The organism is Saxibacter everestensis, assembly GCF_025787225.1.
Lineage (GTDB): Bacteria > Actinomycetota > Actinomycetes > Actinomycetales > Brevibacteriaceae > Saxibacter > Saxibacter everestensis.
In genome coordinates, this window is sequence record NZ_CP090958.1 from 2,072,687 (window position 1) to 2,093,473 (window position 20,787).

Here is a 20,787-nt window from a genome sequence, read left to right on the forward strand (position 1 = left end):
ATTCGTACTCCGTCCGAAGGAAAGCGGTCAATCAGGGGTGTACGAGGTTGGAAGTTTCTCAACGGCTAGGGAAACCGGCCCCGAAAGTCCGAACGGATCACCCACGGCCCGGGCATCTCGATCCCGGCTTTGGCCGAGAAATCAACGGTCTCAGGTGTTGGCGTGAGTTTGGAACTTTGTCCGGCCACGAACACCCGGAACGGCACGTTCAGTGCCCCTGTGTGCGACGGCCGTTCCTGGCGGGAAACCTGTCAAGGTATGCCAACGTTTCGTCCGACCGTCAGAAGCACCTCTCTCGCCATCCAGCTGCCAGGCTAACAACCCGTACTCCCAATTGGCCAAGAATTCCCACTCACGGAAGTGGTTCACTCCTCCAGAGTAATATCGCCACTTATCGCGTAACTGGTGATACTGATCGGGCCCGGTCCATGTCACGAGCAACGGGCAGTCCTTACAGGCCTAGCAATATGACAGTTTGTGACGCTGCTCCAGAAACAGGCAGCGTCCCTCGACCTAGCGTTGCAGGCATGTCCAATGCAGATCGTTCGGGTTCAACCTTGCCCGAAAGCACCGCGACCAGTAACACCGAACCTGGAAGCGCCACGTCCGCTAACGCTGACCCCAGCCAGAAACTGACGCATAACGAGCTCGGCCAGGTGATCATCCGGTCCGCCCGGGATGTCTCCGCCGTGCTGAGCGAGCGCGGATCCCAGCAAAAGGGTGCGCTCGCCGTCATCATCCTGGCCCTCGGCGGCATCTTCATGGACGCTTATGACTTTTCCTCACTCGCTTTCGGCATCACTGCGGTCAAGGAAGAGTTCGGACTCAACGGCTTCATGACCGGCCTGGTGAATGCCTCGATCATGGTCGGGGCCGTCGTCGGTGCGATCGCCGGCGGGTATCTCGTCGATCGCTTCGGCCGCTACCGACTCTTCATGGCCGATATGGTGTTCTTCGTGGTGGCCGCACTGGGCTGCGCCGTGGCACCGGACGAATGGACATTGATCTTCTTCCGCTTCATCATGGGCATCGGCGTCGGACTCGACCTGCCGGTCGCGATGGCGTTCCTCGCGGAATTCTCCCGCTTGCGCGGCAAGGGCAATCGCTCCGAGCGGGTCAACGCCTGGTCGCCTGCCTGGTACGCCGCAACCGGAGTCGGCTACCTGGTCGTACTGACCTTCTTCCTCCTGCTGCCGCCGGCTGAGCAGGGAATCCTGTGGCGTCTCGTTGTCGGCTTCGGCGCTGTCCCCGCCATCATCGTGCTGCTCGTGCGCCGGAAGTACATGGCCGAGTCGCCGCAGTGGCTTGCCAATCAGGGTGACGTCCGCGGCGCCGTCGAGATCCTGCGAAACAAGTACGCAATTGACGCGGTCCTGGCCGAGAAGTCGCAACTGGACGCGGCGAAACCGCCAAAGACTTCGGCGCGCTCGTTCAGGATCCTGTTCTCGCCGAAGTACCGCCTGCGCACAACTGTCGCGCTGTGCGTCAGCGTGTTCTCCACCTTCGGCTACAACGCGGTCGCCTACGGCACTCCGCTGATTGTCACCGAACTCTTCCAGCAGGGACCGCTGACGACCATCCTGTCCTCGCTGGTGATCAACCTCGCCTTCGGCGTCGGCGGCGGACTGATCGGCATGTCGCTGGTGACTCGGCTGGGTTCGCGCAAGCTGGCCCTGATCGGTTTTGCAGTGCAGACCGCGTCGCTGCTCGCCCTAGCCATCCTGGGTATCCCGAGTGGCGCACTCGTCATCATTGCGGTGCTGATGCTGGCGCTGTTCATCTTCTTCCAGGCGTTCGGGCCGGGCGCGCAGCTGATGTCCTACGCGACGCTGAGCTACCCAACCTCACTTCGCGGCGTTGCCGTCGGCTTCAATCAGGGAGTACTCCGGTCGTTCTCGATCGTGTCGCTGATCGGATTCCCGATCCTGAGCGCCTCACTCGGCACCAACGTCTTCTGGGTGGTAGCCATCGCTCCCCTGCTGGGAACCCTCGCCGTGGCGATCATCCGCTGGGACCCCACCGGCAAGGATGTCGACGCCGAGGACTCCTACCTGGATGAGGCTAAGCAGCCGGCACAGAACAGCCGGGCCTGACAGCAGGTCCGAGAGCAGGTCCGAGAGCGCAACCGCCAAGGCGAGAGCGGGCCATAATTGGCAGGTTCTCTAGGGATTCTCGGGCCGGCGGGAATTCTCAGGCCGGCAGGGAATCTCTGGCCGGCGCACCCCGGCGCCTGGCCTCGCCTGGAATACTCGCACCATGGCGCGCAGGTACTGGAAGCAGGCGATCAAGTGACCAACGCAGCCAAGCACTGTGATCGCCATCCCGATGGCGAACACCGGACTGTTCACAAACTCGCGTGCCGATCCCGCCAGCAATAGCGGCGTGCCGACCAGCAGCAATGCGGTGCGAATCTTCCCGATTACGGTCACCGACAGTTCCGGCGATCCGCGAAAGAACACGGCCGAGCAGACGGTCAGCACCAGGTCCGGAACGAGGATCGCGGCCAGAATCCACCACGGTGCGATACCGGCGGCAACCAGAGAGACAATGACAACCACGAGCAACAGCCGGTCGGCAATCGGATCGATCATCTTGCCGAGCCGGGAGACCTGGTCGAACCGCCGGGCGATATACCCGTCGATCCAATCCGTTGCCGCCACGACTCCGATCACAATGAACGCGGCAATGTAATCGCTGGCACCAAAGATCAGCCAAATGAACAGTGGCAACCCCAAAAATCGGAGCAGCGTGATCACGTTGGGCCAGGTGAGTGCCGTATCGTGCACGACCTCTTTCTGCCCCTCGCGGGCCCCGGCATTGATCAGTTTCATGGCTGGTCAGCCCTGCTGACGTCCTATCGCGTCTTCCAACCGTTCCAGCTTTCCGGTCAGTTCGCCGGTGTGGCCCGGTCTGATATCGGCCTTCACAACAAGCGAGACCCGGCTACCGTAATGGCCGACCGCATCGGTCGCTGCCTTGATCACGGCGAACACCTCATCCCATTCACCTTCGATGGTGGTGAACATCGAGTCCGTGCGGTGCGGCAACCCGGAGGCTCGCACAATCGCCACTGCTTCGGCCACGGCGTCATGCACCGAACCGGAGGCATCCCCTGTTCCGCTGGGGGCAACGGAAAACGCAACTAGCATGCTTCAAGAGTGTCACATGCCGGCCGCCATCGCGCGCGAATTCCGGCGGCCGTTCCGCTCACCCCCGAAACGGTCCGGTATCTCCTTTACGTCGTCACTCATATCGGCCCCTGTTAAGCAGAAAGCGGACCGTCCCGCCGTCCCGCCGAGCAAGATGGGCGAGACGGCGTCCCTCCCATGGCGGGCGGCGCGGCCCGTCAGGGTGTGGTCGGGCATCTCGAGCGAGACACGAGCGCGAGATGAGCGAGGCGGGCCGCGCCTGCCGCCGAAGAGCGCAGCAGGCCGGCCGCCGTCCGAGCCCAGCCATCCGGCCGAAATTAGCCCTTCGGTACCCGCAGGATCAATGCGTCACCCTGTCCACCGCCGCCGCACAGCGCCGCGGCACCCACACCGCCGCCACGACGGGCCAGCTCAAGCGCCAGGTGAAGCGCAACGCGTGCTCCGGACGCCCCGATGGGATGCCCAATGGCGATCGCGCCGCCGTTGACGTTGACCTTCTCGGGATCCACGCCCAGCTTCTTCGTGCTGGACAGCCCAACCGACGCGAACGCCTCGTTGATCTCCACGACATCCAGATCCGCAACGCTGATCCCTTCCCGCTCCGCCGCGCGAGAGATCGCATCAGCCGGCTGATGCTGCAGCGAAGAATCCGGGCCAGCGACCGAACCATGCGCCCCGATCTCGGCAAGGATCGGCAAGCCTAGCTCCTCGGCTTTTTCCCGGGAGGTGACGATGACAGCCGCCGCGCCATCCGAGATCTGCGAGGCATTGCCGGGCGTGATGGCGCCGTCCTTGCGGAACGCGGGACGCAATTTGCTCAAGGTCTCGACCGTCGTGTCGGAACGCACTCCCTCGTCGGCGGTGACCTCGATATCGTCGCCACGACGCTGTGGAATCGTCACCGCAACCACTTCGTCGTCGAACACCCCGTTCTTCCACGCTTCGGCAGCCCGTTGATGCGAACGGGCCGCGAACTCGTCCTGCTCTTCCCTGCTGAACTCCTGGTCTCCCTTGTTGGCGTCTTCGGTGAGAGCGCCCATGGCCTGATCCGTGAAGGCATCCCACAGGCCGTCGTAGGCCATGTGGTCCCGCATCGTCACGTCGCCGTACTTGAAGCCGTCCCGGGACTTTTCCAGCAGGTGCGGTGCCTGAGTCATCGACTCCTGGCCGCCAGCCACCACGACCTCGTACTCTCCCGCGCGCACCAGCGTCGCGGCCAGTGCGATGGCATTGATGCCCGACAGGCATAACTTGTTGATCGAGATCGCCGGGACGGACATCGGCAAGCCGGCGGCTGCAGCGGCCTGGCGAGCCGGGCCCTGCCCGGTTCCCGCCGTCAGCACCTGCCCCATGATGACGTAATCGACTGCTTCCGGAGCCAGTCCTGCCTTCTCGAGCGCGCCCTTGATCGCCGCGCCACCCAAATCGCTGGCAGCCTTACTCTTCAATCCGCCCTGCAGTCGTCCGAACGGCGTCCGAGCGCCCGCCACAATAACTGGCTGGACCATTACTGACCTCCTTGTCATCTCACCTGTATGTACCAGACCGGGTGCCACGGTGACCGGACTAGGATGGCAACCGTCCAACGTCCAAGAAAACCTGACACAATAGCCTATAGAAGTCTCGACGCCCATCGCGTCCACAAACCACTGCTCAGGAGTCTAACGGTGCCAGCGCAAGAAGAATTCCGCACAGCCATGCGAGGCTACGAGAAGACCGAAGTCGACCACAAACTGCAACAACTCAGTGCCGAACTGGCCAACACGCAGAAGGCACTTCAGGACGCGCGCAAGCTGGTTGAGTCGGCCGACCGTGGCAAAATGCAGCTTTCCGGTGAGCTCTCCGAGTCGAAGCGACGACTTAAGGAACTGACCTCGGGCAGCGAGGAAGACAAGGCCGCGCCCGGCTCGCGAATCGACCACCTGCTGAAGATTGCAGAAGCACAGGCCCGGGAGACACTGACCCAGGCGACATCGGATGCCGAGACCATCCGGAACAACGCCCGGGCAGAGGTCGCCTCCCAGCGCTCGAAGAGCCAGGGCGCCGCCAACGAGTTGCTGAACTCGGCACGCTCGGAGGCCGACAGCATTCGGTCTTCGGCCGAGTTGCGTGCCAATGAGGCGATCAAGGGTGCGGAGCAGCGGGCACACGAACTGACCGCGACCGCCGAGCGCGAGGCAGCCGAACTTCGCTCAACCGTTGCTGGAGAGACCAAGGAACAACGCGCGGCACTCGGCCGCGAATTGGCCGAACTGAAGTCGACCGCCGAACGTGAAGCTGCCGAGATCCGGGCGACGGCCAAAAAGGATGCCGAGGCGATCCGGGTCGAGGCCGACCGGCTGCGGACTCAGGTGCGCGAGCAGGCCAACGATGCCGATGTCGAGATCGCTACCAAGCGTGAGGCATCCGAGGCAGAGCTCAAGGAAGCTCACGAGGCAGCCGTGCAGGAGACCCGCGCATTGGTTGCGGATGCGCAGCAGCGCGCCGCGGCAGCCAACCAGCAAGCGCAGGAAGCATCGGCCCGTGCCGAGGCAACCCGGAACGAGGCAGTGCAGAAGGCCGACGCCATTATCGAAGACGGACGCAAGCGTGCTCAGCAGTTGATTGCCGAGGCGCGCTCTTCGGCCGAAGCTTCAATCGAAGAGGCCAACACCCAGGCGAAGCGCGATGTCGCGGCGGCACAGGCCCAGGTGAACCTGCTGACCACCCAGCGCAAGACGATCACCGCCCAGCTCGACCAGTTGCGCGGAATGTTCGCCGCTCCGACCCAGCTGCTCGACGCGCTCGCCGGCAAGGACGCACCCGCGCAGCCCGCGGACGCACCGGCGCAGCCACGCTCGGCGCCTGACAGCCGATCGTCCGACGAGGCTGAATCTGAACTGGTCTCGGATGACTCGACGGTCATTGTCGACGCCGAAGGCACTGCAACGGTGGATGACGACGTGGCAGACGAGGGCGCCGACGGCGCGGCGAGTAAGAACGGCGACGACGTTTACGACTTCGAGTCGGACGACGAAGAGCTCGACGACGAGCTCGACGACGAGGAACGCGACGAAGAGCTCGACGACACGGACGAACCTGCGACGGCAAAAGCCCGCAGGTGATCCGGCAAGCGTGACTCCACTTTCCCCGCCGACGACACCCCTTCCCCGCTGACGACACGGAGCCTTGCTTGACGCTCGGACAATACACCGAACGGGCAGCCCACGGGCTGAAACTGGTGGGCCAGGGAATGAAGGCCATCTTCCTGCCACGGCCCGATTATCGTCCTCCGCAGGAACCGGAGGACGATGTCGTCCAGCTTGATGAGGCGGCGTTCGAACAGGAGCAATTCGCTGTCCCGGATGCCGCCCCGCAGCCGGTGCACCGGCCGAGACGCTTCGGCGCGCCGGGGCCGCCGTTCAATGTCGGCAACCCGCTGTACTTCGGCTTTGTCGGTGCGGTCGGCGTGCTGCTCGCCATCATGCTCTGGCAGCTGGTCGGGCGGCTCAGTGACGTCCTTTCCCTCATCGTCTGTGCGCTGTTTATCGCACTCGGCCTCGAACCGGTCGTCGCCTGGCTGGTGAAGAAGAAACTACCCCGGCCGGTGGCGATTCTGGCGGTTTTCGGAGTGCTGATCGCCGCCATCGCCGGTTTCATCTCATCGATTGTGCCCACGATTTCAAGTCAGACGTCTGACTTGCTGGCGGCCGCACCGCAGTACGTCAACGATGTGATGAACTCACGGTGGTTTATCGATCTCAACGAGCAGTTCGGCCTGATCAACGGCGCCACCGAGGAGTTGGAGCGCCGGCTCAGCGACTCCGAAACCATCACCGCGCTGCTCGGCGGCGTAGTCGGTGCCGGACGCGCTGTGTTCTCGGGTGCCTTCGGCATCTTCACCGTGCTAGTGCTCACGCTGTACTTCCTGGCCTCCCTGCCGTTGACCAAAGAATGGCTGTACCGGCTCGCTCCACGGAGTCGCCGGGAGCGCACCCGGTTGCTGGGCGACGAGATCATGAACAACATCGGTCGCTACGTGTCCGGACAGGTGCTGATCGCCTCGCTCAACGGGGTGTGCACGTACATCATGCTCTCGATCGTGGGAATTCCGTACGCAACCATCCTTGCCGTGGTGGCAGCGCTTTTCGGCCTGATCCCTCTTGTCGGTGCCACCATCGGCGCCGTCATCATCGTGATCATCTCGCTGTTCCAATCCTGGCAGAGCGCGCTGGTCGTGCTGATCTACTACGTGGCGTATCAGCAGCTCGAGAATTACGTGATCCAACCTCGGGTGATGTCCCGCGCGGTCTCCGTGCCGGGCGCAGTAGCGGTGATTGCTGCGCTCTGCGGTGGCGCGCTGGCCGGAGTGCTCGGTGCCATCACCGCGATTCCGGTCGCGGCAGCAGTCATGTTGCTGATTCGCGAAGTCCTGATTCCCCGTCAGGACCAGCTGTAGCCGGCCAACCCGGGCAGCGTACGCTGCCCGAAGTAGGGTAAAGGCCATGCGCGTTTTACACCTTGCCATCGCCGATGATTGGGAGGCCGCGGTCCCGTTCGGCGAGTACCAGGTCTCCACCCGAAACACCAGCGTCGATGACGCCGGATTCCTCCACGCCTCGACCGCCTCACAGCTGCCCAAGATCGCACGCTACCTCTATGCGGACGTTACCGTACCCCTCGTGGTCCTCGTCATCGACCTGCCCTCGGTGGAGGCAGCCGGCATCGAGGTGCGCTGGGAGCCGGCAGACCTGGCCGCGGACCAGCCGGATGCGGAGAGGTTCCCGCGCATCTACGCCGCGCTGCCCACGGATGACGACACGGTGGTTGCCGTCCTGCCTGCGTCATTTTCCGGACGCACGTTCGTGATGCCGGACCTTGACGGCCTCGACGTCGTCGAAACTCCCCCTGGGTAGCCCCGCCAGGGCGCCAGCTACCGCGTCCTCCGACTCTCCCCCGGCATAGCTTCCGGCGGATCAGTCTCTCCGGGCATAGACTCTCGCGAATCACGAACCCGCGAACCGGTTCCGGCGCTATCGCCGCCGGGTCGGCGCCCGGCGGCCGCGAGCCTGCCAGCAGGAGTTATGCCAGTGCCGACGACCCGCCAGAGCGTGCTCGGCGCCGAGGATGCTGTCCGATTGCCAGGCAACCGTGTGCGCGACGCCCGGCCCAATCTCCTGATCGCAGCCGGGACAACGGTACGTCTTCGACGTCCGGTCGCCCCGGACCCGCTGAACTGTCCATTCGCCGTCACCAGCCGTTACGGAGCGCGGCATTGCCGCCAGCGTCTCTTCCAGGTCGCGCGGCTCAGGGCGAGGGCGCTGGTACTTTGACGCTCGGCGTGAGCTGCTGGACCGTGGCATTCCTCTATTGTGGCCCACCGCCGGCGCACCGGTGAAAAGAAGGCCAATGACCCGCTACAGTGGTCTACCGTGCGCCTAGTTATTGCTCGCTGCTCAGTCGATTACGCAGGTCGGCTCAGCGCCCACCTGCCCCTTGCCACCCGATTGCTGATGTTGAAGGCTGACGGCAGTTTGCTGGTTCATTCCGACGGAGGCTCCTACAAGCCGCTGAACTGGATGAGCCCGCCCTGCACCTTCAAGGAGGTCGAACCCGCGCCCACCGAGGTATCGGCCGGCGTCCAGCAGCTATGGCGGGTGACCCACGCCAAGTCCGACGATCAGCTGGTGGTCTCGATCTATGACATCCTGCACGAATCGAACCATGAGCTTGGCGTTGACCCGGGCCTGGTCAAGGACGGCGTAGAAGCACACCTGCAAAAGCTGCTGGCCGAACACATTGAAACGCTTGGCGAAGGTCACAGCCTGGTTCGACGTGAGTACATGACCGCTATCGGCCCGGTCGACATCCTGGCGAAGGGTCCGGATGGCGGCTCTGTCGCCATCGAGATCAAGAGGCGTGGCGAGATCGACGGCGTCGAGCAGCTCACGCGCTATCTTGAATTGATGAACCGCGACCCGCTGCTGGCCCCGGTGCGTGGTGTCTACGCGGCCCAGGAGATCAAACCGCAGGCCCGGGTCCTCGCTGAGGATCGCGGCATCCGGTGCGTAATCCTCGATTACGATGCGATGCGCGGACTCGACGACCCCGGGTCGCGCCTCTTCTAGGCTACGGGCAGGCACTCGCGAACTGCGCTGACACCGCGGCGTCCGCTCCGGCAAACGGTATGCTGGCTCACAATGAACAAGCATGCGAAATCCCCGGACGTGCCCGCTGTCGACACGGTACTGATCGGACGGGTCGTGACAGATGGTTACAGCATCGAAGACGCGCTGGTAGCCATTGCGCAGGGCGCGTTGATCTACGCCGGTCCGCGAGCCGAGGCGCCGGTCGAGGATCACTGGCCTGCTTCGGAGCGGTTGCCGGAGTCTGCCGTATTGCTGCCCGGCCTGATCGACCTGCACTGCCACGGCGGCGCCGGCTTCGACTTCGCGTCCGGCTCCGTCGAGGATGCGCGAGCGGCCGCGGCCTTCCATCGTCGCTCGGGTACGACGACATTGCTTGGCAGCCTGGTGACCGCTGCTCCTGAGGATCTTGTTGCACGTACTCGCCTGCTGGCTCAGCTCGCCGAGGACGACGAGATCGCCGGGATCCACTGGGAGGGTCCTTTCCTCTCGCCGCAGCGTGCTGGGGCCCAGGATCCGCAGTACCTGCTTGATCCCGATCTGGAGCTTGTCCAGTCACTGATCACGGCGTCAGGCGGCTACGGCGCCAGCATGACGCTGGCACCTGAGCTTCCAGGTGCCAGTGAGCTGATCGATCTGCTGACCATCTCCAGCATCGTGCCGTCCATCGGGCACACGGACGCCGATGCCTCCACGACCCGAGCCGCGCTCACGCAGGCGGCGGCGGAGCTGACCGGGTCATCCGGCGTTATCGACCAGCGGCCCACCGCCACCCACCTTTTCAACGCTATGCGCCCCCTGCACCATCGCGATCCCGGTCCGATCGCGGCCAGCCTCGAGGCTGCCGGCGAAAGCAACGCCGTTGTCGAGCTGATCGCCGACAACGTGCATCTTTCGCCGGACACCGTGAAGATGGTGTTTTCGACCGTAGGTGCGTCATGCATAGCGCTGGTCACCGATGCGATGGCCGCCGCGGGATGTGCCGACGGTAATTATCAGCTCGGGCCGGCAAAGGTCGTCGTCACGCACGGTGTCGCGCGGCTCGCCGATGGCGACAGCATCGCCGGCGGCACCTCGACACTGCTCGACGTCGTCCGGTGCACGGTGGCAGCGGGGGTGCCGATTGAGGATGCCGTGCTGGCCGCCACCTACACGCCGGCCAGTGTGCTCGGCCTGGCCGATTCGATCGGCTCGCTGCGCGAGGGGCACCAGGCCGACATCCTGGTCTGTGACGAGGGCCTCAACCTGCACCGGGTGATGCGATCCGGCGAGTGGTTGACCGACTAACAGTTTTCACCCTTCTGCTAGCTCTCACCGAAGTCCGCGAACTCGATGCCAGCCCGCGATCACGCGCGTTCCTGCCTGAAGTTCCCGATTCTCATCAACGGCCAGCCGCCGGCTCGTCGACTCCAGCCACTGGCCCAATCACGTGTCCGGTCCGGTCCTGACCGGCATCGCCGCTAGCTGCGGTTGAAGGTCATCCCCGGCCCAGAAACGGCATATTGGTGGCCATCAGCGTCATGAACTGCACGTTGACGTCCAGCGGCAGTTCGGCGGTGTTGATAACTGCCCGGGCGACATGCGAAACGTCGAACATCGGTTCTGCCTTCTTCTGCCCGTCGGCCTGCATGACACCGGTGCCGAAGTCTGCCGTGAGTTCAGTGGCGGCGTTACCGATATCGATCTGCGAACACGCGATGCCATGTGGCCTCCCGTCCAGGGATATCGACTTGGTCAGCCCGGTGATCGCATGCTTCGTCGTGGTGTAGGCAACTGAGCCCGGGCGCGGCGAGTGCGCAGAAATCGAACCGTTATTGATGATCCTGCCCCCTTTCGGCGACTGCGCACGCATTAACCTGAATGCCTCCCGCGCGCACAGGAACATTCCGGTGAGATTCACGTCGACCGCGGCACGCCACTCAGCCGGGCTGAGGTCTGCCACCGAACCCCCGTGCTGAAAGGTGCCGGCGTTGTTGAACAGAACATCAACCCGGCCGAAATGGTCGACGGCCGCGCCGAACGCCGCCTCAACCTGACCTTCTTCGGTCACGTCCGTCGGGCAGACGATCGCCTGCTCCTGATCGGCAACCTCGGCTGTTTCGCGCAGCGCCTGCTCCCGCCGACCGAGCAGGACGACGCCATGGCCGGTCCGGATTGCGTGCTGCGCCGTCGCCCGCCCGATCCCCGAGCCGGCCCCGGTAATCACTATCACTTTGCCTTTTGCCTGGTTCATCATTTGTACTCGTAGAACCCTTCGCCGGATTTGCGGCCGAGCTTTCCGGCCGTGACCATTCGGCGCATCAGTTCCGGCGCGACGAACTTCGGGTCGCGAGTGTCCTGATAGATGTTGTCGCTGGCGTGCAGCAATACGTCCACGCCGGTCAGGTCGGCAGTGGCCAGTGGCCCCATCGCATGTCCGAAGCCGAGCCGGCATGCCGTGTCCAGATCCTCGGCGCTCATCACACCCGATTCAACCAGCCCGACTGCCTCGTTCACCAGCGCAATGATCAGTCGTGACGTCACGAAGCCTGCGACATCCCGGTTGACCACCACGACTGACTTTCCAAGGTCCTCGGCGAAGGCCCTCCCCCGGGCAACTGTTTCGTCGCTGGTGTTGAGGCCGCGGATCAGCTCGACCAGCTTCATCATCGGCACCGGCGAGAAGAAGTGGAGTCCGAGCACGGATTCCGGACGCTGGGTGTGCGCCGCGATTGTGGTGATCGGGATTGCCGTCGTATTCGAGGCAAGCACCGCGTGTGCCGGCGCCAGCCGATCGAGTTCACCGAAGACCTGAGACTTCACCTCGATGCTTTCGAACACCGCCTCGACGACGATATCCGCTTGCGCGACGACGTCCAGCGACTCCGAGGTGTCCAGACGTGACATGGCCGCATCGACATCGTCCGCGGTAATCCGGTCCTTGGCCGCGAATTTGCCCAGCGAGTCTGCGACAGTATCGCGGGCCCGAGCCAAGGCGGCGGAGTTCACATCCTGAACAGTGACGGTCCATCCGGCAAGCGCAGCCTCCTGCGCTATGCCGGAACCCATCAGTCCGGCACCTATCACAACAACACGACGTGAGTCCGCCACGGTAATCTCCTTCAGGTTTGTCTATTCTGCCGTTCAGCCTAGCCGCGGGGGTCGCCACCTGCGTACACACCCTGCTGCAAGACCCGGCCTTGCTCCGCTGAGGCAACCGGGGAAATGCGCAGTGCGTCGGCGGCCTACCACTGGTCGATCCAGACACTGGCGATCCGCACCGGTTGAGAGCAGACTTAAGTTCATGGCGTCTGCATTCGAATCAGATGTGCTCACCCTGCCGGTCGCTTTCGAGCCGCTCGGCGCGCTGTTGCTGCTCGGTGCCGCAATCCTATTGCTGCGTTGGACCTTCTCCGGCGGCAAGTCGCTCATTGCCAAGCCTCCGCGCAGCGGGAAGCCGGACGATTACGGACTCCTGACGCCCATCTGCGATCCGGACACCGCAGACGAAGCCCGGCAGGCCCAGCACGCGCTGGCCCGGGCCGGAATCGTGGCTACCGTGACGAACACGACCGAGGGCACCAGGGTGATGGTGTTCGCCGAAGATGCCCAGCGAGCCAGGGACGTTCTGCACCTGACCTGACGGCCAAGCTATTCGTGCAGTACGACGTCCACCGGGTCCGGGACCTCGACGCGTTCAACCGTGGCGCCGAGGTTGAGCAATTGCTCAACCAGATGCTCGTAGCCTCTGTCGATATGATCGACGCCGCTGACCTCGGTGACGCCTTCGGCCACCAGGCCGGCGATCACGAGCGCGGCGCCGGCGCGGATGTCACTCGCCTCCACCGGGGCGCCGGAGAGCTTGGTCACGCCGCTGATCAGGGCGTGGTGTCCGTCCACACGCACCTTCGCGCCAAGCCGGGCCAGTTCCCGGACAAAGCGCCACCGAGCCTCGAACAGGTTCTCGGTCAGCATGCCGCTTCCCTCGGCTATCGAATTCAGCGCTATCACGAAGGGCTGCAGATCCGTCGGGAAACCCGGATACGGCAGAGTGGAGACCCGGATCCCAACCGGACGCTTGGGCCCGCGCACCCTAAGGCTGGCTTCAGCAGTTTCGACCGTCGCGCCGGCAAGTTCCAGCTTCTCGATCACGACGTCGAGATGCGAGGGATTTACACCGTCGATTCGGACGTCCCCTCCGGTCATCGTTGCCGCGAAGGCCCACGAACCGGCTACGATCCGGTCCCCGACCACCTCGTGGTCGACCGGGTGCAACGAAGCGGCCCCCTCGACCGTGAGCCTGGAGGTGCCGATGCCGTCTATCCGGGCACCCATAGCGACCAGCATTTCGCAAATGTTGACGATCTCCGGCTCCCGGGCAACATTGTCGATCACTGTGGTGCCGGAAGCGAGGGTAGCGGCCATAACCAGGTTCTCGGTGGCTCCAACCGACGGGAAGTCGAGCCGGATATCCGCACCGGTAAGGCCGTCCGGGGCGGAGGCGACGAAGTAGCCGTGGCTCAGACGCACCGTAGCGCCCAGCATCTCGAGGCCGGACTGGTGCAGGTCAAGGCCGCGCGAACCGATGGCATCGCCGCCGGGAAGCGCAACTTCGGCGGAGCCGCATCGGGCTGTCAACGGGCCGAGAACGCAGATCGAGGCGCGCATCGCCCGCACGAGCTCGTAGTCGGCACGGACACCGGGCGAGCGAGGCACATCGATCGCCACAACACCCTGCTCGCGGTCATGCGTCACCGAACAGCCCAACCGCCGCAACAGCTCGTTCATGATCCGGACATCGACGATATCGGGTACGTTCGAGATCGTGCTCCGGCCCTCGGCGAGCAGCGTCGCGGCCATCAACTTGAGCACGCTGTTCTTGGCGCCGCGCACCCGGACCGAGCCGGAAAGACTGGCTCCCCCGGTAACTCTGACTAGTTCCATGCAAACACGCCGCCTTTAAGTAAAGTGGCCCATCCGGTCGTTGTGTCCCGGAGGGGCTGATTCGAGCCAGGAAGCGTACCCGGCATATGCATCAGGGCCCATCGCAAGCCGGAAAACGCCGTCCTGCACTTCGCGGCACTGGACTATCAATGCGCCAGGCAATACAGCGAACTGTTCACCGTCGGTCGGCACGTCACGAGTGACTATTTCGAGCTGCTGACGATGCCACTGATGCTGGGCCACCCGTCGAAGCGCAAAGACCGGATACCATTCCAGGCACCGGTCCGCATACACCGCGACGCCCAAACGCCAACGTGGGCGATGACCAGGAATCTGGCCATCGCCCACGAATAACGAGCAATCGAAGCTGCCGTAAAAGCGGCTGAGGTAGCGGCGCCGCGCGATGAACACGCCAATCACGATAAGGACGACAGCAACCAGCGCTATCAGCGCTATCGACGTTGGCGACAAGTAATGCAACTTCCGTATTGCTAGGAATTCACCGGTGCTGATAGTTCAGCACGATCGGCCACAATTGTCACCCGGTTGTTTTCAACCGAAAGGAAGCCTCCCTCGGCCTGGGCGGTGATCTGCTCACCAGAGGTCAGCAGAATGCGCACCTCACCCTCGGCGAGCACGCCCAGCAGCGGTTCGTGTCGCGGCAGAATACCGATTTCGCCCTCTGCTGTCCGCGCGACGACCCGCGCCGCCTGCCCCGACCACACCGAGTGGTCGGCGGCGACGACGTCAACCTGAAGTTCAGCTGTGCTGGCCATGGACTTAGGACTCCTTCTGGATCCGGGCCCATTCGCGCTCGACATCTTCGAGGCCACCCACGTTGAAGAAAGCCTGCTCGGACACGTGGTCCAGCTCGCCCTTCACGATCTTCTGGAAGCCTTCGATGGTGTCCGCCAGCGGAACAGTCGAACCCGGGACGTTGGTGAACTTTTCCGCCATGTAGGTGTTCTGCGACAGGAACTGCTGGATCCGCCGCGCGCGGTTAACAACCAGGCGGTCCTCTTCGGAGAGCTCATCGAGACCGAGGATCGCGATGATGTCCTGAAGCTCCTTGTTCTTCTGCAGAATAGCCTTCACCGCGACGGCCACCTCGTAGTGCTCCTTGCCCACGTACAGCGGGTCCAGGATGCGCGACGATGAGGCCAGCGGGTCGATCGCGGGGTACAGACCCCGCGAGGCGATTTCACGGGACAGCTCTGTCGTTGCGTCGAGGTGAGCGAACGTTGTCGCCGGAGCCGGGTCGGTGTAGTCATCGGCAGGAACGTAAATCGCCTGCAGCGACGTAATCGAGTGGCCACGGGTCGAGGTGATCCGCTCCTGCAGAACGCCCATCTCATCGGCGAGGTTCGGCTGGTAACCCACGGCCGAAGGCATCCGGCCGAGCAGTGTCGACACCTCAGAACCTGCCTGGGTGAACCGGAAGATGTTGTCGATGAAGAGCAGCACGTCCTGCTTCTGCACATCGCGGAAATACTCCGCCATGGTCAGCGCCGACAGCGCGACACGCAAACGCGTGCCTGGTGGCTCGTCCATCTGGCCGAAGACCAGTGCGGTCGAGTCGATAACGCCTGATTCGGTCATCTCCGCGATAAGGTCGTTACCCTCACGGGTACGCTCACCTACCCCGGCGAACACCGACACACCGTCGTGGTTGTTGGCCACGCGATAGATCATTTCCTGAATCAGAACTGTCTTGCCGACACCGGCACCACCGAACAGTCCGATCTTTCCACCCTGCACGTACGGGGTCAGCAAGTCGATCGACTTGATGCCGGTTTCGAACATCTGGGTCTTGGACTCCAGCTGATCGAATGAAGGCGCCTTGCGGTGGATCGGCCAGCGCTCGGAAACTTCGAGCCGCTCGCCCTCCTTGAGGTTCAGCGGGTCACCGACTGTGTTGAAGACCTTGCCCTTGGTGACATCGCCGACCGGGACGGAGATCGCCGCTCCGGTGTCCTGCACTTCCTGACCGCGGACAAGTCCGTCTGTCGGCTGAAGCGAAATCGCGCGAACGATGCCGTCACCGAGGTGCAGCGCAACCTCAAGCGTCAGCACCCTGGTGCCCTCTGACAGGGTCACCTCGGTCTTCAGCGCGTTGTACATCTCCGGGATGGAGTCGAGCGGGAACTCAACGTCGACGACCGGACCGGTCACCCGGGCGATGCGTCCGACGGATGCAGCCCCGCCAGTGGCAGTCTTTTCAGTTTCTGTAGCAGTCATAATAGTTTCTACTCTTGTCTATGGGGCTGGATTTACTCGGAAGCACTGGCTGCGGCGAGGGCCTCGACGCCACCAACGATCTCGGTGATTTCCTGGGTAATTTCGGCCTGACGGGCTGTGTTCGCCAACCGCGTGTACGACTTGATCAGATCATCGGCGTTATCCGCCGCGGTCTTCATCGCGCGCTGGCGAGCGGCCTGCTCGGAAGCGGAACACTGCAGAAGCGCGTTGTAGATCCGGGATTCGATGTAGCGAGGAAGCAGCGTATCGAGAACCGTCTCCGGCCCCGGCTCGAATTCGTAGAGCGGGAAGACCTCGTTATCGTCCGGCGCCTCCTCCGCGTCGACAATCTCCAACGGGAGCAGGCGGACCAACTCGGGAGTCTGCGTCACTGTATTCACATAACGGGTGAACACGATGTGGATCTCGTCCAGACCGCCGTCCTCGTAGCTGGTCTCGAAGTCCGCAAGCAGTCGCTCGCCGATCTCGCGAGCATGCTCCGGACGGGGAGCCTCGGTGAAACCGGTCCATTCTGCAGCTACCGGCCGGTCGCGGAAGGCATAGTAACGAGCCGCCTTCCGACCCACGGAATAGGTCGCCACCTCCTTGCCCTGGCTGCGCAGCAGCTCGGTCAGAGATTCGGCTTCACGGATCACGTTCGCCGAGTAGGCCCCGGCAAATCCGCGGTCGGCGCTCAGCACCAACACGCCCGCCCGGCGCACCTGCTCCGGCTCGGCAGTCAGCGTGTGCTGGACGTTCGACTGCGTGGCTACAGCCGACACAGCCCTGGTAATTGCGCCGGAATATGGCCCCGATGCGCGTACCTTGTCCTGTGCCTTCTGAATCCGAGACGCAGCAATCAGCTCCATCGCCTTGAAGATCTTCCGCAACGACTGCGTCGCACGGATCTTCTGGCGATAGACCCTTTGCTGTGCTCCCATAACTAACTTCTCCCTCTTGGCTCGTTCGTCATCTACGTCCTAGGCGCCGCATCGCTCAACTAGCCGCGCTTCTGACGAACGATCTTCTCCTGGCCAACCTCTTCGGCTTCGGCAGCCTCCTGCTCCTCGGAGCCGAGGTGTCCGCCTTCTGACGTCTGGAATCCGGCCTTGAAGTCCGCCAGGGCGGCCTCGATCGCGGAGATCGTGTCGTCCTCGAGCTTCTTGGTCTCACGGATCGTGGTCAGCACCTCGGTGTGACGCGAGAGGTGGTCCAGGAGTTCCGACTCGAAGCGAAGGACATCGGCGACCGGAACATCATCAAGATGTCCGTTGGTGCCGGCCCATACCGAGACGGTCTGGTTTTCGAACGGGTATGGCTGGTACTGGCCCTGCTTCAGCAGCTCGGTCAGTCGTGCACCCCGGGCGAGCTGACGCTTCGACGCGGAGTCCAGGTCCGAGGCGAACATGGCGAATGCCTCGAGGTCGCGGTACTGAGCCAGGCTCAGTTTCAGCGTTCCGGATACACCCTTCATAGCCTTGGTCTGCGCGGCGCCACCAACACGGGACACGGACACACCGACGTCAACGGCCGGACGCTGGTTCGCGTTGAACAGGTCGGACTGCAGGAAGATCTGACCGTCGGTGATCGAGATGACGTTGGTCGGAATGAAGGCACCGACGTCGTTGGCCTTGGTCTCGATGATCGGCAGGCCGGTCATCGACCCCGCGCCGAGCTCATCGGAGAGCTTCGCGCAACGCTCCAGCAGGCGGGAGTGCAGGTAGAAGACATCGCCGGGGTATGCCTCGCGGCCCGGCGGGCGACGCAGCAGCAGTGAGACGGCGCGGTATGCCTCGGCCTGCTTGGACAGGTCGTCGAACACAATCAGGACGTGCTTGCCCTCGTACATCCAGTGCTGGCCGATGGCCGAGCCGGCGTACGGAGCGAGGTACTTGAAGCCGGCCGGGTCCGAGGCGGGCGAAGCGACGATCGTTGTGTATTCCAGCGCGCCGGCTTCCTCGAGCGAACGACGCACCGAGGCGATCGTCGAACCCTTCTGGCCGATGGCGACGTAAATGCAGCGAACCTGCTGCTTCGGGTCGCCGGACTCCCAGTTGGCCTTCTGGTTGATGATGGTGTCTACCGCGATGGCCGTCTTTCCGGTCTTGCGGTCGCCGATGATCAGCTGGCGCTGGCCCCGGCCGATCGGGATCATGGCGTCGATCGCCTTCATACCGGTCTGCAGCGGCTCACGAACCTCCTGGCGATCCATCACGCCGGCTGCCTGAAGTTCGAGCTCGCGGCGTCCGGAGGTCTCGATCTCGCCGAGGCCGTCAATCGGAGCACCCAGCGGGTCGACGACACGACCGAGGTAGCCTTCGCCGACGGGGACTGAAAGAACCTCACCTGTGCGGTGGACTTCCTGGCCCTCTTCGATTCCGGCGAACTCACCGAGAACAACGACACCGATCTCGCGCTCATCCAGGTTCAGTGCCAGGCCGAGCGTGCCGTCTTCGAAACGCAACAGCTCATTGGCCATGGTGCCTGGCAGGCCGGATACGTGCGCGATGCCGTCACCGGCGTCAAGAACCTTGCCGACCTCTGTGCGTGATCCGGCTTCCGGGGTGTACGACTCGACGAACTTGCCCAGCGCGTCGCGGATTTCCTCCGGACGAATTGTCAGTTCCGTCATCTGGTGTCCCTGCTTCCCTTTGTCTTCTTGGCGACTATCAAATCCACAGCCGCGTAAAAATTAACTACGTGTTTGGTGTCTAGCTCGCGAGCCGGCGGCGCACGTCATCAAGCCTGGTGGCGACCGAGCCGTCTACGACCTCGTCACCCACCTGTACTTTCAGCCCGCCGACGATCTCAGGATTTATCTGAATGTTCAGCACGAGCTCACGCCCATACGTCCTGCTTAGTGCGGCGCCGAGACGCTCGACCTGCTCGGGCGCAAGAGGCTTTGCCACCGTTACGGTCGCAATCTCCCGTGCCCTGCGACTGGCCAGAATCTCGCCGTAGCTTTCGAGCACCGCCGCGGTCGTCTTTCCGCGGGGGTGAACCGCGGCTTGGCCGATCATGGCCACTGCCTCGACGGCTACCCTGTCGCCGAGCAAATCCTCGACGAGGCGCGCCTTGGCCTGGTTTGGTGCGTCCGGGTTGTTCAGCGCCCGCTGCAGGTCATGATTGCCGGCAAGAATCCGAGAGAAACGGAACAGTTGATCCTCGACCTCGTCCATTCGCCGTTCGTTCTGCGCCGAACCGGCCAGGGAAATAACTCCCAGACGCTCCGCGGCATCGACCAGATCGCCTGACCTGGACCACTGGGACTCGATCAGTCCGCCAACCACATCCAGTGTGGTGTCGGAAACGTGCGAGCCGAGAATCGACTTCAGCAGCTGTTGCTTATCCCCAACCGAGCGCGATGGCTCGGTGAGGGCTTTGCGCAGCGGCGAGGAGGAGCCCAGCACACCAACAACCTGAAGTAGTTGCTGGCCGAGTGGCAGGGCGCCGTCCGCAGCAATGAGCGGCTCGAGACGCTCGACGGCCTGAGCAAAGGACTGTCTACTCGCCCCGCGCATTAGTTCCCCTTCGTCGCGGCAGTTGCCTGTACAGGCTGCTCTGCCTCAAGTTCGGCGATGAACCGGTCGACAACGTTCGAGGCACGGGCATCGTCGGACAGGGTCTCCCCCACGATGCGCGCGGCCAGGTCGGTCGCCAGGTTGCCCACTTCACTGCGCAGCGACACCAACGCCTGCTGGCGGTCTGCTTCCAGCTGGGTATGCGCGGTTGCCGTGATCCGAGCTGCCTCCGAAGCGGCCTGCTCTTTCATTTCGGCAAGAATCTGCGCGCCTTCGGCACGAGCTTCTTCCCGGATGCGAGCGGCTTCCGCGCGTCCTTCGGCCAACTGCTGCTGGTATTCGTCCAGGGCGGCTGCTGCTTCGGCCTGTGCCTTCTCAGCCTTTTCGATTCCGCCCTGAATTGCTTCGGAGCGAGCGTCGAGGGTCTTCTTGAAGTTCGGCAGCACCTTCTTCCAGAAAACCAGGAAGATGATGACGAAGCAGACTGCGCTCCAGACGATGTCATAGACGGCAGGAAGCAGCGGGTTAACGTCTTCTGCCGCAAGAATCAATGGAGTCATAGTGTGCGTCCTACTGGGTCAGGAAGAACGGGGTGGCGATACCGATCAGGGCAAGTGCCTCAATAAGCGCAATACCGAGGAACATGTTTCCGCGCAGCTGGCCGGCAAGCTCCGGCTGGCGAGCGGTTCCCTCGATGGTCTTACCGATGACGATTCCTACACCGATACCCGGACCGATCGCGGCGAGGCCGTAACCGACTGTCGAGAGCGAGCCGGATACTTCAGCGAGAATTTCCACTTAAGTGGTTTCCTTCCTAATGGCGGATCAGGC

The 20,787-nt window shown here is 63.4% G+C and carries 22 protein-coding genes; 7 read left to right on the forward strand and 15 right to left on the reverse strand.

From position 1 onward, the window contains the following. Nucleotides 1-527: 527 nt before the first annotated feature. On the forward strand, nucleotides 528-2,093 hold the full coding sequence (locus LWF01_RS09945) for an MFS transporter (RefSeq protein WP_349637249.1): 1,566 nt from the start codon (nucleotides 528-530) through the stop codon (nucleotides 2,091-2,093). Nucleotides 2,094-2,162: 69 nt separating this feature from the next. Here LWF01_RS09945 and LWF01_RS09950 read toward each other — a convergent pair whose 3' ends face one another. From LWF01_RS09950 to LWF01_RS09960, 3 genes are all read right to left on the reverse strand, one after another. Then, the gene (locus LWF01_RS09950) at nucleotides 2,163-2,831 is read right to left on the reverse strand and encodes a CDP-alcohol phosphatidyltransferase family protein (RefSeq protein WP_349637250.1); all 669 of its coding nucleotides are present in this window, start codon (nucleotides 2,829-2,831) and stop codon (nucleotides 2,163-2,165) included. 6 nt (nucleotides 2,832-2,837) lie between these two features. Further along, a complete protein-coding gene (locus LWF01_RS09955; RefSeq protein ID WP_349637251.1) occupies nucleotides 2,838-3,149 on the reverse strand; it encodes a thiamine-binding protein in 312 nt (103 codons plus the stop codon). A 317-nt stretch (nucleotides 3,150-3,466) separates the two neighbouring features. Continuing rightward, nucleotides 3,467-4,657 carry an acetyl-CoA C-acetyltransferase gene (locus tag LWF01_RS09960; RefSeq protein WP_349637252.1) on the reverse strand — a complete coding sequence of 397 codons (1,191 nt, stop codon included), beginning with the start codon at nucleotides 4,655-4,657 and terminating at the stop codon, nucleotides 3,467-3,469. A gap of 159 nt (nucleotides 4,658-4,816) precedes the next feature. Here LWF01_RS09960 and LWF01_RS09965 point away from each other — a divergent pair, with 159 nt between their 5' ends. From LWF01_RS09965 to LWF01_RS09975, 3 genes are all read left to right on the forward strand, one after another. Next, a complete protein-coding gene (locus tag LWF01_RS09965; protein ID WP_349637253.1) occupies nucleotides 4,817-6,253 on the forward strand; it encodes a cell division protein in 1,437 nt (478 codons plus the stop codon). 68 nt (nucleotides 6,254-6,321) lie between these two features. Beyond that, nucleotides 6,322-7,587: an AI-2E family transporter gene (locus tag LWF01_RS09970; RefSeq protein WP_349637254.1), complete on the forward strand. Its 1,266-nt coding sequence runs from the start codon at nucleotides 6,322-6,324 to the stop codon at nucleotides 7,585-7,587. Nucleotides 7,588-7,633: 46 nt separating this feature from the next. Further along, complete coding sequence (locus LWF01_RS09975; protein ID WP_349637255.1) at nucleotides 7,634-8,044, forward strand: DUF952 domain-containing protein; 411 nt, start codon at nucleotides 7,634-7,636, stop codon at nucleotides 8,042-8,044. 117 nt (nucleotides 8,045-8,161) lie between these two features. On the opposite strand, the gene LWF01_RS19310 is transcribed toward LWF01_RS09975, so the two are convergent. Beyond that, nucleotides 8,162-8,491: an Rv1322 family protein gene (locus tag LWF01_RS19310; protein ID WP_490384414.1), complete on the reverse strand. Its 330-nt coding sequence runs from the start codon at nucleotides 8,489-8,491 to the stop codon at nucleotides 8,162-8,164. Nucleotides 8,492-8,560: 69 nt separating this feature from the next. Here LWF01_RS19310 and nucS point away from each other — a divergent pair, with 69 nt between their 5' ends. Further along, on the forward strand, nucleotides 8,561-9,256 hold the full coding sequence (gene nucS / locus LWF01_RS09985) for an endonuclease NucS (protein WP_349637257.1): 696 nt from the start codon (nucleotides 8,561-8,563) through the stop codon (nucleotides 9,254-9,256). A gap of 72 nt (nucleotides 9,257-9,328) precedes the next feature. Beyond that, nucleotides 9,329-10,561: an N-acetylglucosamine-6-phosphate deacetylase gene (locus tag LWF01_RS09990; protein WP_349637258.1), complete on the forward strand. Its 1,233-nt coding sequence runs from the start codon at nucleotides 9,329-9,331 to the stop codon at nucleotides 10,559-10,561. A gap of 190 nt (nucleotides 10,562-10,751) precedes the next feature. Here LWF01_RS09990 and LWF01_RS09995 read toward each other — a convergent pair whose 3' ends face one another. After that, nucleotides 10,752-11,510 carry an SDR family oxidoreductase gene (locus LWF01_RS09995; protein ID WP_432761941.1) on the reverse strand — a complete coding sequence of 253 codons (759 nt, stop codon included), beginning with the start codon at nucleotides 11,508-11,510 and terminating at the stop codon, nucleotides 10,752-10,754. Continuing rightward, nucleotides 11,507-12,364 (reverse strand): 3-hydroxyacyl-CoA dehydrogenase family protein, encoded by an 858-nt coding sequence (locus tag LWF01_RS10000; RefSeq protein ID WP_349637259.1) that lies wholly within the window; start codon nucleotides 12,362-12,364, stop codon nucleotides 11,507-11,509. Before LWF01_RS10000 ends, LWF01_RS09995 begins: the two co-directional genes overlap by 4 nt. A 193-nt stretch (nucleotides 12,365-12,557) precedes the next feature. Here LWF01_RS10000 and LWF01_RS10005 point away from each other — a divergent pair, with 193 nt between their 5' ends. Then, nucleotides 12,558-12,896, forward strand: a complete 339-nt coding sequence (locus LWF01_RS10005; RefSeq protein ID WP_349637260.1) for a hypothetical protein — start codon at nucleotides 12,558-12,560, stop codon at nucleotides 12,894-12,896. A gap of 8 nt (nucleotides 12,897-12,904) precedes the next feature. Here LWF01_RS10005 and murA read toward each other — a convergent pair whose 3' ends face one another. The 9 genes from murA to atpE all read right to left on the reverse strand — a co-directional run bounded on the left by murA (nucleotide 12,905) and on the right by atpE (nucleotide 20,754). Next, the gene (murA, locus tag LWF01_RS10010) at nucleotides 12,905-14,197 is read right to left on the reverse strand and encodes a UDP-N-acetylglucosamine 1-carboxyvinyltransferase (protein WP_349637261.1); all 1,293 of its coding nucleotides are present in this window, start codon (nucleotides 14,195-14,197) and stop codon (nucleotides 12,905-12,907) included. A 15-nt stretch (nucleotides 14,198-14,212) separates the two neighbouring features. Then, nucleotides 14,213-14,608 carry a DUF2550 domain-containing protein gene (locus tag LWF01_RS10015; RefSeq protein ID WP_349637262.1) on the reverse strand — a complete coding sequence of 132 codons (396 nt, stop codon included), beginning with the start codon at nucleotides 14,606-14,608 and terminating at the stop codon, nucleotides 14,213-14,215. Nucleotides 14,609-14,688: 80 nt separating this feature from the next. Beyond that, nucleotides 14,689-14,973, reverse strand: coding sequence for a F0F1 ATP synthase subunit epsilon (locus LWF01_RS10020; RefSeq protein WP_349637263.1), 285 nt, complete (start codon nucleotides 14,971-14,973; stop codon nucleotides 14,689-14,691). A 4-nt stretch (nucleotides 14,974-14,977) separates the two neighbouring features. Then, nucleotides 14,978-16,435, reverse strand: coding sequence for a F0F1 ATP synthase subunit beta (atpD, locus tag LWF01_RS10025; protein WP_349637264.1), 1,458 nt, complete (start codon nucleotides 16,433-16,435; stop codon nucleotides 14,978-14,980). A 32-nt stretch (nucleotides 16,436-16,467) separates the two neighbouring features. Continuing rightward, on the reverse strand, nucleotides 16,468-17,376 hold the full coding sequence (locus LWF01_RS10030) for a F0F1 ATP synthase subunit gamma (protein WP_349637265.1): 909 nt from the start codon (nucleotides 17,374-17,376) through the stop codon (nucleotides 16,468-16,470). 59 nt (nucleotides 17,377-17,435) lie between these two features. Next, nucleotides 17,436-19,067 carry a F0F1 ATP synthase subunit alpha gene (gene atpA / locus LWF01_RS10035; RefSeq protein WP_349637266.1) on the reverse strand — a complete coding sequence of 544 codons (1,632 nt, stop codon included), beginning with the start codon at nucleotides 19,065-19,067 and terminating at the stop codon, nucleotides 17,436-17,438. A gap of 79 nt (nucleotides 19,068-19,146) precedes the next feature. Further along, complete coding sequence (locus tag LWF01_RS10040; protein ID WP_349637267.1) at nucleotides 19,147-19,956, reverse strand: F0F1 ATP synthase subunit delta; 810 nt, start codon at nucleotides 19,954-19,956, stop codon at nucleotides 19,147-19,149. Next, on the reverse strand, nucleotides 19,956-20,516 hold the full coding sequence (locus LWF01_RS10045; protein ID WP_349637268.1) for a F0F1 ATP synthase subunit B: 561 nt from the start codon (nucleotides 20,514-20,516) through the stop codon (nucleotides 19,956-19,958). The genes LWF01_RS10040 and LWF01_RS10045 overlap by 1 nt, the downstream gene beginning before the upstream one ends. Before the next feature lie 10 nt (nucleotides 20,517-20,526). Continuing rightward, entirely contained in the window at nucleotides 20,527-20,754 is a 228-nt protein-coding gene (gene atpE, locus LWF01_RS10050) for a F0F1 ATP synthase subunit C (protein WP_349637269.1), read from the reverse strand. Nucleotides 20,755-20,787 lie beyond the last annotated feature (33 nt).